At 63.4% G+C, this 14567-nt stretch carries 15 protein-coding genes and 1 pseudogene; 9 read left to right on the top strand and 7 right to left on the bottom strand.

The window, feature by feature from the left end; genetic code table 11:
• Window positions 1–12: 12 nt before the first annotated feature.
• Genes HYR72_14290 through HYR72_14300 form a run of 3 tightly spaced genes read right to left on the bottom strand, consistent with a single transcriptional unit; the run spans window position 13 to window position 2074 of the window.
• Window positions 13–255: a hypothetical protein gene (locus HYR72_14290; GenBank protein MBI1816143.1), complete on the bottom strand. Its 243-nt coding sequence runs from the start codon at window positions 253–255 to the stop codon at window positions 13–15.
• Window positions 256–267: 12 nt separating this feature from the next.
• On the bottom strand, window positions 268–1374 hold the full coding sequence (locus HYR72_14295; GenBank protein ID MBI1816144.1) for a sterol desaturase family protein: 1107 nt from the start codon (window positions 1372–1374) through the stop codon (window positions 268–270).
• Complete coding sequence (locus HYR72_14300; GenBank protein MBI1816145.1) at window positions 1367–2074, bottom strand: hypothetical protein; 708 nt, start codon at window positions 2072–2074, stop codon at window positions 1367–1369. Before HYR72_14300 ends, HYR72_14295 begins: the two co-directional genes overlap by 8 nt.
• Before the next feature lie 207 nt (window positions 2075–2281).
• On the opposite strand from HYR72_14300, the gene HYR72_14305 reads away from it, so the two are divergent.
• Window positions 2282–3397 carry a cyclic nucleotide-binding domain-containing protein gene (locus HYR72_14305; GenBank protein ID MBI1816146.1) on the top strand — a complete coding sequence of 372 codons (1116 nt, stop codon included), beginning with the start codon at window positions 2282–2284 and terminating at the stop codon, window positions 3395–3397.
• Window positions 3398–3945: 548 nt separating this feature from the next.
• On the opposite strand, the gene HYR72_14310 is transcribed toward HYR72_14305, so the two are convergent.
• Window positions 3946–4404: a pyridoxamine 5'-phosphate oxidase family protein gene (locus tag HYR72_14310; GenBank protein ID MBI1816147.1), complete on the bottom strand. Its 459-nt coding sequence runs from the start codon at window positions 4402–4404 to the stop codon at window positions 3946–3948.
• A 3-nt stretch (window positions 4405–4407) separates the two neighbouring features.
• Window positions 4408–4785 (bottom strand): hypothetical protein, encoded by a 378-nt coding sequence (locus HYR72_14315; GenBank protein ID MBI1816148.1) that lies wholly within the window; start codon window positions 4783–4785, stop codon window positions 4408–4410.
• 269 nt (window positions 4786–5054) lie between these two features.
• On the opposite strand from HYR72_14315, the gene HYR72_14320 reads away from it, so the two are divergent.
• Window positions 5055–6392, top strand: a complete 1338-nt coding sequence (locus tag HYR72_14320; protein ID MBI1816149.1) for a DUF1329 domain-containing protein — start codon at window positions 5055–5057, stop codon at window positions 6390–6392.
• A 31-nt stretch (window positions 6393–6423) separates the two neighbouring features.
• On the opposite strand, the gene HYR72_14325 is transcribed toward HYR72_14320, so the two are convergent.
• Both HYR72_14325 and HYR72_14330 read right to left on the bottom strand, forming a co-directional pair.
• Window positions 6424–7587, bottom strand: coding sequence for a thiolase family protein (locus HYR72_14325; protein ID MBI1816150.1), 1164 nt, complete (start codon window positions 7585–7587; stop codon window positions 6424–6426).
• Window positions 7588–7635: 48 nt separating this feature from the next.
• Complete coding sequence (locus HYR72_14330; GenBank protein ID MBI1816151.1) at window positions 7636–8388, bottom strand: iron-containing redox enzyme family protein; 753 nt, start codon at window positions 8386–8388, stop codon at window positions 7636–7638.
• 207 nt (window positions 8389–8595) lie between these two features.
• Between HYR72_14330 and HYR72_14335 the strand changes: the two genes are divergently transcribed.
• The 7 genes and pseudogenes from HYR72_14335 to HYR72_14365 all read left to right on the top strand — a co-directional run bounded on the left by HYR72_14335 (window position 8596) and on the right by HYR72_14365 (window position 14563).
• Window positions 8596–9381: an SDR family oxidoreductase gene (locus tag HYR72_14335; GenBank protein MBI1816152.1), complete on the top strand. Its 786-nt coding sequence runs from the start codon at window positions 8596–8598 to the stop codon at window positions 9379–9381.
• Window positions 9382–9810: 429 nt separating this feature from the next.
• Entirely contained in the window at window positions 9811–10131 is a 321-nt protein-coding gene (locus HYR72_14340) for a helix-turn-helix transcriptional regulator (protein ID MBI1816153.1), read from the top strand.
• Window positions 10124–10579, top strand: coding sequence for a universal stress protein (locus HYR72_14345; GenBank protein MBI1816154.1), 456 nt, complete (start codon window positions 10124–10126; stop codon window positions 10577–10579). The genes HYR72_14340 and HYR72_14345 overlap by 8 nt, the downstream gene beginning before the upstream one ends.
• A 136-nt stretch (window positions 10580–10715) precedes the next feature.
• Window positions 10716–10859 (top strand): annotated as a pseudogene (locus tag HYR72_14350) (phosphomethylpyrimidine synthase ThiC).
• A 150-nt stretch (window positions 10860–11009) separates the two neighbouring features.
• Window positions 11010–12356 (top strand): phosphomethylpyrimidine synthase ThiC, encoded by a 1347-nt coding sequence (gene thiC, locus HYR72_14355; protein ID MBI1816155.1) that lies wholly within the window; start codon window positions 11010–11012, stop codon window positions 12354–12356.
• A 70-nt stretch (window positions 12357–12426) separates the two neighbouring features.
• Complete coding sequence (locus tag HYR72_14360; GenBank protein MBI1816156.1) at window positions 12427–12978, top strand: GNAT family N-acetyltransferase; 552 nt, start codon at window positions 12427–12429, stop codon at window positions 12976–12978.
• A gap of 4 nt (window positions 12979–12982) precedes the next feature.
• Entirely contained in the window at window positions 12983–14563 is a 1581-nt protein-coding gene (locus HYR72_14365) for a hypothetical protein (protein ID MBI1816157.1), read from the top strand.
• Window positions 14564–14567 lie beyond the last annotated feature (4 nt).

Here is a 14567-nt window from a genome sequence, read left to right on the forward strand (position 1 = left end):
GATGTCGCGGTTTTAGGCGGCGTGGCGCCGCACGGTCCGTCCGCGGGGCAACGCTGCGTCGATGGCAAGCAGGACGCGTAGCGCCTCGTTGACCGCCTGCGAGTCAGGGAAGCGGGCTGCCAAGTCGGGCGCGAGGATACGCAGCAGTTCGGAGGCCTTCTTCGCCTTTGCGGCAAGCCTGCCACGTCGCGCTTTGGCCCAGTTGTAACGACCCAAGTGCCCTTCGGGAAGTTTAGCAGGGTCAACCTTCTTCATGTTTCTTCTGTACTAAACCGACGCGCGCGGCGGACGGAACGGATAGACGAGCTGCGCCCAGTACGTTGCCGGCAGTGGGTCGCCCGCGACGCCCATGTGCTTCGGCCAACCGTCGCGGGGAAGGTACTGAGTTCCAAACAGTCGATCGAGCCACGGCAAGTGCACCGCGAAGTTCTTGTCGAGGGACTCTCCGTCGGATGCGTGGTGGAACTGGTGGTAGCGGGGCATCGCGATGATCTGCTCTAGCCAGCCAAAGCGAAAGCGGACATTGGCGTGGAGCAAGACGGCGTGTAACGCGACGAATGCCACGTAAGCCTGAACCGCCGATGCGGAAAAGCCACAGACGAAGAGTGGCAGGAACATCACCGCCCGTACGATCACGATTTCAAGGATGTGCAGGCGCGAGCCGGCGAGCCAGTCCATCTGACGCGGCGAATGGTGCACCGCGTGCGCGCGCCACAAGAAAGGTACTCGGTGAAAGAGGCGGTGCGTCCAGTAGAAGAACAAGTCGGACACGAACACGATTTCGACGAACTGCACGGGTAGCGGCTGCGAGGTGATCGCGGCCTCGAAGGAGGGATGGCGCGCCCAGGCGAAAAAGGCGGTCGCGGGGGCCACCGTGAAGAAAACGAAGACCTGAATCAGCACGTGACCTATGAAAAAATAGACGAGATCGGTCGAAAACTCGTCGCGCAGGATGGGCTGCGAAACGCGCGGAAACAGTCGTTCGATGGGCACGAATAGCACCGACATTAGAAGCAGGTCGAGCAGGAACCAATCGAGGCCTAGGTAGTTGGACTTTGCGACCGGCACCTCGACCGGGACTTCCCAGCCGCCCAACAGGACCGCGATGGTTGCCAGCAAGAGGCCGGCGAGTCCAAGCGCCTTGCTCTTGCGTAGTACGATACTCAAAAGGCCGAGCACGAAGCCTGTCACGATTCCGGCTTGGATCAGCCCACGCACGATACCCATCGGGTAGATCGCCCGAAGCTCCGGGGTGGTGAGCTGGGCGGGAAAGAGCAGGCAGAGAACCGCACCGAGCCCCATCGCGCCCAACACGATCGACGCACTGCCGCTGATCCATCCCGAGCCAAACTTGCGTGGCTCGGCGCTACTCATGAGCCAGGCCCGGGTCGATGGGCCGCATGCCCAGGCAGGCCAGCACGGCTTCCGCGCGCGAGACGGCGCGGTCGAGCCACCAATTGGACCAGCCCGAGACGACAGCGTAAGAGCGCTCTCGTGAGCCATGGTGGTGGACGATGTGCCGTTCCGGAGCGATCAGCACACCGACCCGCTGAAGGAAGCGCACGACGTAAGGCGGACCGTCGCTGTGCGCCCATGCATGAATTTGGTTCGTGAGGCAGAGGGTGATCGACGCGGCGGTCAAGGAGCCGTTCACGACGCTGTGCCACACGGACGCAGACTGCTGCGACCCGAGCGACGACAACGCCAGCACCAAGAGCGGCAAAGCTGCAAGGCAATTGTTGCCGTTGCGCTCGAACCAGCCGTGGCGTCCCAGTGCGGCCGGGTCCACATGATGCTCGCGAAAAGGTGCGATAACCATCGTGCCAATCAGTGGTGTACTCGGCTGGAAGTACGTATCGCAAAACCAATGAATCAGCCCGGAAGCGACGTCGGCCGCGAGGAACCCGAGTGGCAGTCCGAGCACGTACGGAACTGGGCCATGGTCCGTTGCCGCTGTCGTTATGCGTACGACGAGCGCGGACGCCATCGCCGAGGCAAGCGTCACGTACACGGCGTCCGCGATTGCGGTCACCCGACGCCGTGGTGGAGTCTGATCGATGCATCGCGTGATCATGATGACACCCCAGCGTCAATGTCGCTCAAATCGGCACGGCAACGCAAGTGCGAGAAGCTCGCTGGCCCAGTGGCGGCTGATGGGCCGGCGCGATATCTATCAACCGCCGCATCCACGCGAAGCTTGACGCGCGGTCGGCGAATTCAGTAGTTCGATCTTCGTCGGCGTTGCCGCCCAGTGTCGCGGCAGCTTGGAGTAGACCAGACAATGCGCCCAGAAACCCATATCGCTATCGCTGAAACCGAAGACGAGAAGCGTGCCGTCTACCGCTTCCGCTACGACATCTACGTGAAGGAGATGGGCCGCTACCAGACCACTGCCGACCACGAGCACCGGATGTTGGTCGAGGATTGCGACGCTCACAGCCGGATCTTCTACGCGACGGAAGACGGCAACGTCGTCGCGACGCTCCGCCTCACCTGGGGCGGTGACGCGCCGCTGCCGCCGCGCATGATCGAGCAGTACCACCTCGCGCCGTTTCTCGCCGAGCTGCCGCCGGCGGCGATCGCGGTCGGCGAACGCGGCATGGTCACCCCGCGCTTGCGCAGCAGCGACTTGTTCCTGCGGCTGATCGGCGCCGCGTTTCATTTCGTCAACGATCGGCGCATCCAGCTCTTCTTCGGCGACTGCGAACCGCACTTGTTGAACCTCTATCTCGGCCTCGGATACCGCACCTACTCCAAGAAGAACGTCAACAGCGCCGAGGCCGGCTATCTCATTCCCATCGTCTACGTGCCGGAGGACCTCGCCTACGTGCGGCCCCTCAACTCGCCGTTGCTCGAACACCTACGGGATTTCGGCGACGAGGCCCGTGTGCCACCGTGCGTCGAGCGAATTGTGGCCGAGGGCAGCGGCGTGCGCAGCCGGCGACTGATGGAGTCCGCTGCCTACTGGGGAGAGGTGCACGGCGCGCTCAGCGAACTTGAGGCGAACCGCATCTCGGCCTTCGATGGCATGACGGAGGACGATGCGGCGCGCTGCCTCGATCGCAGCACCATCATCCAGTGCAGCGCCGGCGATCACGTGCTCAAACGGGGCGGCGTCGCTCGCAATCTTTTCGTCGTCCTCGCCGGCACCGTCGAAGTGCGCGACGGCGAGATCGTGCAGGCGGTGCTTGGTCCAGGCGATGTCTTCGGCGAAATGGCCTTCCTCTTAGAACGGCCGCGCACGAAAGACGTGTACGCGGTGACCGACGGTGTCCGCGTGCTCAGCCTCAGCGAGAGCACGCTCCGCCAGATGATCAACGGCGATCCCACCGTCGCCGCCCACTTGCTGCTCAACATCTCCAAGATGCTCTGCCTGCGGCTTCTGAAACAAAGCTAGCGTCGCTATTGTTCCGGGCCGCGGCCAGAAGACGATTGCTGCTTCATTGACCGAGTGCCCACACGGCTATTGCACCCCCCAATAGAAGGCAGCCGTGTACCCAGCGGGGATAACTCCATTCTTGGGCGCGGATCGAGTGGCGTGGAAAGCAGAGTCTCCACGCGCCGGACAGGGCAAGTGCCGCGAAGAGTATCCAAAAGTACCGCCCGCGCCACCAGAGGCACGGAACAGAAAGCACCAAGAGCCATCCTCCCACGAACCGCACGAGGCCAGGCTTGCTCATCCAGCGCGCCGTCTGGGACTGCAAAGCAATGTGGCACAGAGCAGACATCAGCAGGAAAGTCGCAACGATGTCGATGTAAATCGACTGTGTCACGCTACCGACTCCAGACTCGACGACGCTCGCCGCATAGCACCACAACAACTCCCCGCCAAACGATCCGCTGGGTTCTCCACCCCGCCCGCCGCCGCCCTTGCAGCGGTGGGATTCGCCGCACGGTTAGCGAAGACGAGCGAACCGGCTAGTCCACTCCGAGTCTGCACACGCGCTACGCCCTCGCCAAGAAATCGGCCGCCGTCGGAACGACGCGGATGTATCCGGCTCCGCCTTTCACCTGGCCGTAGTAGCGCAGGCGTAGGCGCCACTTGTCAGCATTGAGCAGTTCCGCGACGAGCGCGCGCGGCGACAGGTAATACTTCGCAAGGATACGGAGCAACACTCGCCACGAAGGCAGTCCGGAAACACATGTGGCGGACCCGCGCAGGCGAAGGCATCGCGCCGGGACCGGGGCGCGCTCGCCGCTAAACAGCAACACGACCGCGGGGTTCTGCGTAACATTCTTCCCCGCGCGCGATGCTGCTCCGGTCGTGACATAGAGCGCACCGCCGTCGACGACGAACCACAAGGGCGTCACGAATGGACGCCCTTTCGGCGACAGCGTCGCCACCTGCACGACGAGCGAGCCGCGTACAAACGCTTGCACCTCCGCATCAGTCGGCGACGCCATCGCTCATTCCTCGTGGATCGTGCCGTAGTCCCAGGCGAGGACTCGCTTCGTCTTGATCATGTACCAGTCCAACCCGTCCGCATCCGTTTGCGCGACGCGTTCCGCCACACCGCGCACAGAGAGACCGCGGAGCTGAAACCAGTACGGCCCGTCATCGATAACCAACACCACTTCGCGATGCGTCAGATCCGGCGCGACATCCGCCGACACACCGAGCTGGTACACGTCCGCTCTGCACCGAGCCCGTGCGGGTACGACATCGACGGCCCCGCTATCGACGAACGCCACCGACGCGCGCGCTGGACCATCACGCAAATCGTTGAGCACCGCCGGCTCGACGTCACGCGTCACCCACGGTCGCGAGCCAGCCTGCTTATTCATCGGCTGTACAGTGCCTCGCACGCTCGGTATCTCGCTCATCCTCGCTGGTCCCCCTCATCTCAACGGCTGGCTCCGCGGCAGGCCGGCTCGATTCATTCAGCGCAATCCCGACGCGTACCTTGCGCGGCGCCTCGATTGAGGTCAAGGGCTTCGGCAACCCTCGTACGGGTTTGACAGGCGCCGGCATCGGCACTAGCTAGCGGCGGTCGGAACTCAGAGAGACGGCTCGTGTGTCGCTCAACCTCCATGCAGATGGAAGGAGATTGGTGATGTCGAAGATCGCGCAAGTTCTCGTGCATGCCGCGCTGGCGATGGCGCTCACTCGCACGCTGTGGGCGGCGGAGTCCGGCGGCGCGAACGATCTCAAGCCCGGCGATGTGCTCAACCAGACGAACTGGCAGAAAGCCGAAGGTCTGTTGCCGCCGGAGATCCTCAAGCATTACCAGACCGGCGAGTATGTGAATCCGATCGCCGATTGGCCCAACGGCAAGTACGTCGTCCCTCCCGATTTTCGCGCCGCGAGTGAGAAGAATGCCGGACAGCTCGACCTCAGTGCGACCGGAACAGTCATCGAAAAGGGTTCAGGCAAGCAACCGCTATATGTTCTCGGCTACCCCTTTCCGATCATCGACCCGAACGATCCCAAAGCTGGCGCGAAGGTGGTTTGGAACTACTTCTATCGCACCTGGTACTTCGGCACGCTGCATGCCGAGTCCCAACTCAACTGGATTGGGCCACGCGGTCTCGACCGGCGCGCCGACGTCGACTCGAACTTCGAGTACTACGACGGCGTGCCGGAAGCCGAGCGATTGCCCAATGCCGAAAACTTCAGCGTCCGGTTTCTGACCGTCAGCGTGTCGCCGGCGGATCTCAATGGCACGGCAGCGCTGAGTTGGCGCTACCGCGATGCCACCAAGCGCGATTCGAACTGGGCGTTCATACCGGCGCTGCGCCGCGTGCGCGCGGTGAGCCCGGCCAATCGCTCCGACGGGTTCCTCGGCTCGGACATGAGTCAAGACGACGGGCCGTTCTTCGACGGCAAGCCGGAGGACTTCTCGTGGAGTCTCAAGGGCGAGGCCGATCAATTCCGCCTCGTCGACCCGCTCAGTTTGAAGGGCGAGTCGGACCAGGTGTGGTCCCCCGGCCGCGGCTGGCGTGGGAATTGGCCGGACCTCAAGTTCATCGGCTACATGGATTCAGACTGGAAGGGCATCGCCTGGGCTCCGGTGACCGGCGCCCTCGCCAAGCGCCGCTTCTGGGTGGTGGACGGCACGCCGAAAGATCGCTACTACCTCTACGGCCACTTCATACTCTACATCGACAAGGAGACGTTCCAAGGCGCCTGGAATCGCAAGTTCAGTTGGCAGGGCGAGTTGCTCAATACGCTGCAGGTGATGGCGTACCTTCCGAAGGCGTTCACGCGGCCCGATGGCAAGGTCGACTACAATCAGGGATCGAACATGGCGTTCCAGTGCGCCGAGAACATCAAGCGCAACCAGGCGACGGTCGCGGGGATCAAGTCGAGCCCCAAGTCGGGCTTCGACGGCCGCATAGTCTTTCCCCCCACGTTCTTCGACGTCAATTCGTTGGGGCAACACGGGAAATGACGGCGAGGATCGATCCGCCGCCACCAATCGGTTAAGGCAAATCTTTCGCCAACACCATCGCACCGGCGATGGGGCCGCCACCGTTGGCGGCGAAAGCGATCTTCGCATCATGCACCTGACGCGCACCACAGGCACCGCGCAGTTGTTGCACGGCCTCCAAGATTGCGCCGACACCGTGGCTGCGCCCTTCGGAGAGATTGCCGCCATGGGTGTTCGTCGGCAGCGACCCACCAAGTTCGATCGCGCCGCTGGCAATGAAGGGACCGCCCTCGCCTTTCTTGCAGAAGCCCGCGTCCTCCAACCAACACAGCCCGAGGAAGGAAAAGCCGTCGTAGAGTTCGGCGACGTCGACATCCTGCGGTGACAGCCCCGACTCCGCCCAGACGTGATCGGAGACTTCCTTCGAGGCCATCGTGGTCAAGTCCGGCCACATCTCCCACTCTTCCATCGTGCCGTCGCGGCGGGCGCAACCGAGAATGTAAATTGGTTGCTGCTTGAGATCGCGCGCACGTTCGAGAGTGGTGATCACCAGCGCGCCGGCACCGTCGATGGGGAAGTCGCAATCGAGCTTACGAAACGGCTCGCTGATCCACGGCGAGCGATAGTAGTCGTCGAGCGTGAGCGGCGTGCGCAGCGTTGCCCGTGGATTGAGGCCGGCGTGTTTGCGCGTGTTGACTACCAACTTGCCGAGGTGCTCGCAGGTAGTACCGTACTCGTAGAAGTGGCGCTGCGCCCACAGTGCCAGCCACTGCGCGGTCATCGAATGACCGTACGGCACAGTGAACTGCTGAATGCCGCCGACCAGCGGCGCGTTGTTCGCCGCACCCGGCGGCACACCGCGCTTCCACTTGTTGGCTTTGTAGGTCAGCACGGTCTGGCACTGACCGCTGCGAATCGCTTCGACGGCGGTGTGAATGCTCGTCATCGCCGCTGGCGCCAGCGCCATCAGATCTTCGCGCAGTTTGAGTCGCTCTTCGTTCAACCCGACGCCGGGGATGACTTGCGACAGCTCAGCGTGTTCGTAGGCACCGAGATAGGTCGCAACGCCGTCGACGTCGTTCGGAGTCAGGCCGGCATCACGGATCGCTTCATCGCACGCGGCAATCGCCAGCTCGTGGCCATCAGCTTCCAACGACCGAGCAAACTCGGAATAGCCGATGCCGACGATGGCGACGGGTTGCGGACGCATCATCATTCGCTCAGATTGATTTCGGCTGTACGCGGAATGACCCAGCCCGGTGCACTAGCCATCCAGCAGCGCGTTGAGCGCCTTGGTGCGCGCCTCGCGCACCATCATGACGTTGCGGATGGCTTCGCGGCAGCGACGCTGCACCGTCGCGGTGCTCACCACCTTGCGGAACAAGGCTTCGGCTTTGTCGCCGTGATCCGGTTCGGCATAGGCGTGCACTTCGAAGTTCTTGACGGTCATGCCGTAGTGCTGCTTGAGCCCCTCGTACATCACCTTGGCGTAGCCGCTGCGCGCCGCCAGGCGTTCGCCGGCGAAGCCGAACACCGCCAGGCCTTCTTCATACGAGCGGCGCACGTAGTAGAGCATGGTGAAGGTGACGGCGATGGTTTCCGGCAACGGCGCATACCCATCGAGATCCGCAGCGCTGAGACCGAGCTGTTGGCACCACTCCCATTTCATCGAGACGTGATTGGGATCACGCAGGTAACCCACCTCGTCGGCGAAGTTCTGGCACCAGTGCGCGTAGTGCTCGGAGTAATCCATGGTCAGCGACCACGCGTCGGGGGCATTGGCAATGAACGTCGCAAACTCCGGCGTCATCCACTTGCCGAGGTAGTAGTACTCCTTGGCCAGTTGGGTCACGACCGGCAGCGGTGCGGTGCCGGCGCCGATCGCCGCAGTGATCCGGTCGCGGGTGCACATGACCTCCGCGATCATGCGGTCGAGATCCTGCAAGTACGTGTCGACGTCCTGCGGCGATTCGACGGCGCGCGACTTGATGACGTTCTTGAATGCCGATGTGGTCATGGCGATGTTTTCATGGAATGTCCCCCGACAAACCAACCCGAGTGCGATCAAACGAGTCCGCCGTTGCGCGCTGCATGTGAGTTCGACCTTGACGGCGTCTTTTCGCCCCTGATAGGAGTCAAGCGATCGATTGAATTTGCACGCGGCTTGTAACCTGAGATCAACGAGGGTGTCAATGCGGTCGGGGCGACGCGAAGGAGAGAGACCATGCGGCTGAAGGATCAAGTGGCAGTCATCACCGGTGGCGGACAGGGGATCGGGCGTGCGTACGCGTTGCGCTTCGTTGGCGAGGGCGCCAAGGTGGTGGTTGCCGAGATCAACGAGGACAACGGCCGCAAGGTCGTCGACGAGATCAAGGGCCTGGGCGGCGACGCGCTATACGTAAAGACCGACGTCGCCAACGAGGACAGCACCAAGGCGATGGCCGCCAAGGCGCACGAGCGCTTCGGTAAGATCGACATCTTGCTGAACAACGCGGCAATCTTCTACGGCCTCGATACGCAGGACTCGTCGTTGAAGTACTTCAACAAGATCCTGTCGGTGAATCTCACCGGCGTGTGGTTGTGTACCCGCGCGGTTGAGCCGTACATGAAGCGGCAGAAGAAGGGCAAGATCGTCAATCAGTCATCGACCGCCGCCTTCATGGGCAACGTCGGCGCGGTCGATACCAGCGACCCCGACAAGCCGTCGCCGCCGTTCCACTACAGCGTGGCGAAGATGGGCGTGAACGGCCTGACCAAGTACTTCGCCGGTGCGCTCGGGCCGTGGGGTATCAACGTCAACGCGATCGCGCCCGGCCTAACGATGACCGAGGCGACGAAGTCGGTGGTACCCGAAGAAATGATGAGCATGCTGGTGATGTTCACCGCGTTGAAGAAGTCATTGCAGCCGGAAGACCTCACCGGTACGGCCGTCTTCCTCGCGTCAGCAGACAGCGATCTCATGACCGGCCAGGTGCTGGTGGTCGATGCCGGCATGATCATGTTGGGGTGAACGGCGCGGGGCGGTATGGCAGGATCGACGGGTCGCGGACAAGCGCGGGCGAGTTCACCGGCAGATGACGTGCAGTGCATGATCGTGAGCGCGGACCGCGGCTTTCGCCAGGCAATGACCAAGCTGTTGGCGACATCGCCGGGGTTGGCAGCACAGGCGACGCCGCCGAGCGTCGCCGCCGTTGGAAGGCTCCTCCGCACGGGCAAACAACACATCGCACTCATTGACCTCAGCCTCGCACATCACGACGGTTCTCGCAGCATCAGAGCGATTCGTAGCGTGAGCCCGCAGACGGTCATCGTGTTTCTCCCTCCGCTGGCGCAGTTCGCGACTTCGCGAGCATCATCCGGAACTCCCCGATCGGTCGATCGCGCGACCGGCGTCGCACTGGCGGCAGCGTTGCGAACCCTCGGGCCCTCGGACCAGGATATGGACGACGTGGTGCGTACGCTGACCGTGCGACAGCGACACGTCGTGGGCTTCCTGGCCAGAGGCTGGACCAATCATCAAGTAGCCCAGCAATGCGGTATGGGGATCAAGACCGTCAAGACGCACCTCACCGCCATCTACCGTCGGTTCGGCATGGTGCGTCGTGCGGAGTTGCAGGCGGCCCTCCGCCGCTCTCGTTTGCTTGCGCGCGACACTCGCAAGGTCTCCCCTCCGGCTCCGCGTCCGACTGTGAAGGACCGCACAAATCTGCGACTCAGTGATCTCATGCGCCGACCAAAACGGGGAGGATCCCATGCTTGAGCGCTTCAAAACCGTACTCGTCACCACCGACTTCTCCGAACACGGCGATCACGCCATCGCGCACGCGTTTCGTATTGCGGCCGACAACGGGTGCCCGGTGGTGTTGTGCCACGTGATCGAGACCGTCGTCACTCCGAGTCCGCTCTACGCGCAGTACTACCCCACTGACCTCATCACCCCGGAGATTCGCGCGCGCGCCGAGCAGGATGCCACGCAGGCGCTGCTCGATCGGGTGCCGAAGGCGAAGCCGTTGAGCGACGTGGCGCACTCGGTGAAATTGGCGCACGGCAGCCCGGCGCGCGAGATCGTCCACCTCGGCGAGACCGTCGGCGCTGATCTCATCGTCATCTCGACGCGCGGCCACACCGGCCTCAAGCACATCGTCCTGGGCAGCGTCGTCGAACGGGTTATCCGCCACGCCCATTGCGCGGTGTTGGTGGTGCGATGATGATCGTGAGTCGTAATTCGTGAACCGTGAATCGTAGTCGGCCGGCCGCGCACGATTCACGCACACGATCGGCGACTACACCTTGATACCCTCTGCACGTCGGCGTAGGCTCCGAAACACACGAGGAGTTCCGACGATGACGCAACTGCAAGCGGCCCGCCAAGGACTGATCACCACCGAGATGTGCCGAGTGGCGCAGCGCGAGAACGTCAAGCCGGAGTTCATCCGCGACGAAGTCGCGCGCGGTCGACTCGTGATCCCCGCCAACACGCGGCACCTCGCCGGCAGCGCCGGTCAAACCCAGGCGGCCACCAACGGCGGCGCACTCACCGAGGTGCCGCCGAGCGGCCATCCCGGTGCGCGCACTAACGGACAGTACTGGGTCAACCAAACTGTCACGCAGCGCTGGGCGGTGGTCAACGACCCCAACATGTTGCGCGGCCAGCGCGCCCCCAAGCGGCTCGATCCGATGGGCATCGGGCGCATGATCACAACCAAGGTGAACGCGAATATCGGCGCGTCGCCGGTCAGCAGCAACACCACCGAAGAAGTCGAGAAACTGCTGTGGGCGCAGAAGTACGGCGCCGATACACTGATGGACCTGTCCACCGGCGGCAATCTCAACGAATGCCGTCAAGCGATCATCGATCACAGCACGATCCCGATCGGCACCGTGCCGATCTACAGCATGATCATCGGGCGGCGGATCGAGGACCTTTCCTATGACCTCATTCTGAAGGAGATCGAGCGCCAAGCTCAGCAAGGCGTCGACTACTTCACGATCCACGCCGGCGTGCTGCTGGAGCATCTGCCGCTGATCAGAAACCGCGTCACCGGCATCGTGTCGCGCGGCGGCTCGTTGCTGGCGAAGTGGATGATCACCCACAACAAGCAGAACCCGATGTACGAGCTGTTCGACGAGATCAGCGCGATCATGCGCGAGTACGACGTGACGTACTCACTCGGCGACGGGCTGCGTCCCGGTTGCTTGGCTGACGCGTCCGATCCGGCGCAGCTCGCCGAGCTCCACACGATGGGCGAGCTGGTGCAGCGCGCGCGCGCGGCCGGAGTGCAAGCGATGGTCGAAGGGCCCGGGCATGTCCCGCTCGATCAGATCGCGTTCAACATGCAGCTCGAACAGCGCGTCTGCGACGACGCACCGTTTTACGTGCTCGGGCCGCTCGTCACCGACGTGTTTCCCGGCTACGACCATATCACCAGCGCCATCGGCGCGACTGAAGCCGCGCGCGCCGGCGCGGCGATGCTGTGCTACGTCACACCGAAAGAACACGTCGGCCTTCCCAAGGCGCAAGACGTCAAGGCCGGCTGCATCGCCTACAAGATCGCCGCGCATGCCGGCGACATCGCTCGCGGCATCAACGGTGCGCGGCAGTGGGACGACGACCTGTCGCGCGCGCGCGCCGCGTTGAACTGGCCGAAGCAATTCGAGTTGGCCTTCGACGGTGAGACCGCGCGCGCGTTGCACGACGAAGACCTCGAAGTCGACACCGATTTCTGCGCCATGTGCGGCCACGATTGGTGCAGCATGCGCATCTCGAAAGAAATCGAAGCATTTGCCAGCGGCAAGGATCCCAACTTCCAACCAGCGCACAAGTCGATGCGCAGCCCCGGCGTGAGCGAAGAAGGCCACGCGCTACTGGAACAACGCGGCACGCTCCCGGTCGTCGACGGCAAACACGCGTGCCATAGCGAACTGACCGCCGACAGTGAGGTCGCGCGCGCCGTTCAAGCCGAAGCGCTGCGACCGGTCGAGTAAGCCGTCGTCGTCGACAGCGGCGACCCGATTGTTTAGCGCTTTGGTCAGCGTTCGCCGGCGTTGAGTCACGATGGACCCTCGCTACACGATCGCTACTGCCCGTCCGCAGGATATTCGCGCGCTCGCTGCAATCGAGCGCGCCGCGGCCATTCTCCTTCACGGCCATGCTCCAGCGTCGGTCCTAGACGAAACGACCAACGAGAGCGACTTCCGCGAGGCGCAGGCCGACGGCCACCTCTGGGTTGCCCTCGCCGATGGCACGCCGATCGGGTTCGCCTTGATTGAGCTGCTCGCTGAGGACTTGCCGCATCTCGAAGAAATTGACGTCCACCCTCAACACGGCCGGCGCGGCGTTGGGACCGCGCTCATGCGAACGGTGTGCGGGTGGGTTGCGCAGTCGGGCTATTCCGAACTGACCCTTACCACCTTTCGCGCCGTATCTTGGAATATGCCCTTTTACTCCCGGCTCGGCTTCGAGGAGGTACCGGCCAACGAATTGCGGCCCGAGCTGGCCGCGGTTGTTCTAAACGAAGCGGCCCGCGGTCTCGATCCCCAACGTCGGGTGGCGATGAGATACCGAGTGCGACGCCCAGGCGGTACACCGCGTGCAGCCCAAGTATGACCGTTTGCCCATGTGGGCACCGGCGACGGCGATCGTATTGTTCACGGCGGCGGCGTGCGCGCCGCTCGTCTTCGGCGGGGCGGTGGTCGGACACGACCTCTACGTGCACCTGTCGCGGGTTGAGGGCTTCAATCGCGCGCTGCATGAGGGCTGCTGGTATCCGCGCTGGCTACCGGACGTGAATGCCGGCCACGGCGGCCCGACGTTCCTCTTCTACTTTCCAGCGTTCTATTACGTCACCGCAATCGTTCACGCGCTGCGCCCGCATGTGTATCAAGCAACCCTGATCGCGGTGACGTTGTGGTGGGCCGGCGGTCTTAGCGCGATGTACGCCTTTCTCGTGCGCCACCTGGGCGCGCGCGCCGCACTGGTGGGCACATTCGCGTACGCAGTGCTGCCGTACCGCGCAATCCAGCTCTATCAGCGCAGCGCCTTGACGGAGATGGCGGGTCTCGTGTGGATCCCGCTGCTGTTTCATAGCGTGGATGCTCTCGCACTCGGGGCAGGATCGGGAATGGGATTCACGCTCGCACTCGCCGGCCTCCTCTACACTCATCACGGTATCGCACTCATGGTGTTCGCACCGATCATCGGCTATGCGGCGCTCGAAATACCGGCTGGAAGGCGGCAGCGTGGCGCAGCGGCGGCCCTCGTCGGCATCGGGCTGGCCGCACCCAGTTGGTTGCCCGAAGTGCTCGAACGAAAGTACACGCTCATGGGAGCACCGGATCTGAAACTCTTCCGCTTTGAATACTGGATGAGCTTCCTCTTTGATTCACGTTTCAATTTGCTGCCCGACTTCAACGCGATGCTCGAACACGCCGCGCTGTTGTATGCGGTCGGGGCTGTGCTCGCCCTGGCGTGGTTGGCGACAACGCGCGGCCTGCCGCAACGCGCCTGGTGGGGATTCTTCGTAGTCGTCGCCGTGGCAAGCCTATGGCTGCAACATCCCAGCTCGAACTTCGTCTGGCAGGCGATCCCACCGCTTCAGCTCCTCGATCTCCCCTGGCGCTTGCAGACTCTCAACACGTTCGCCGGCGCGGTCCTCATCGGCGGTATGGCAGCGAAGCAATCTATCTGGCGCCTCGCCGCCGGCGCGCTGCTCTTGGCGTCGGTCGGGCTGAGTCTTACCGAGTCGATTGCACATCGACGCATCGAACCCGAGATCGCATCCTGGCGCCACCCGCCGCGCGCATTTGGTGACCATGTGTACTACCAACCGCGCTGGATCCCGGTGCAAGGCTTCACCGATGCCGGCGATGCAGTCGCCGACGGCGCCGAGGTGCAGCTGGTGTCGTTGAACTGCTCCCGCCAGCTCTACCGCGTGCGGGCGCGACAGGATACTGACTTGCACGTACCGACTTTCTATTTCCCGGGATGGACAGCGACGATCGATGCCGCGCCCGCGACGCTCGCGCTGCGGCCGAGCGATGGTGAGATTTCGGTCCCCGTGACGACCGGGGAACACCTGGTGACGCTCGAGTTTCGGAACACCTGGCCGCGAACGCTCGCCGCCCTGACAATGATCGTCGCCGGAGCCGTCCTGGCCTGGCTCCGGCACTCGCGATCGCATCCCGGAGCGTAGCATC

Source organism: Deltaproteobacteria bacterium (genome assembly GCA_016178705.1).
GTDB lineage: Bacteria > Desulfobacterota > Binatia > HRBIN30 > JACQVA1 > JACOST01.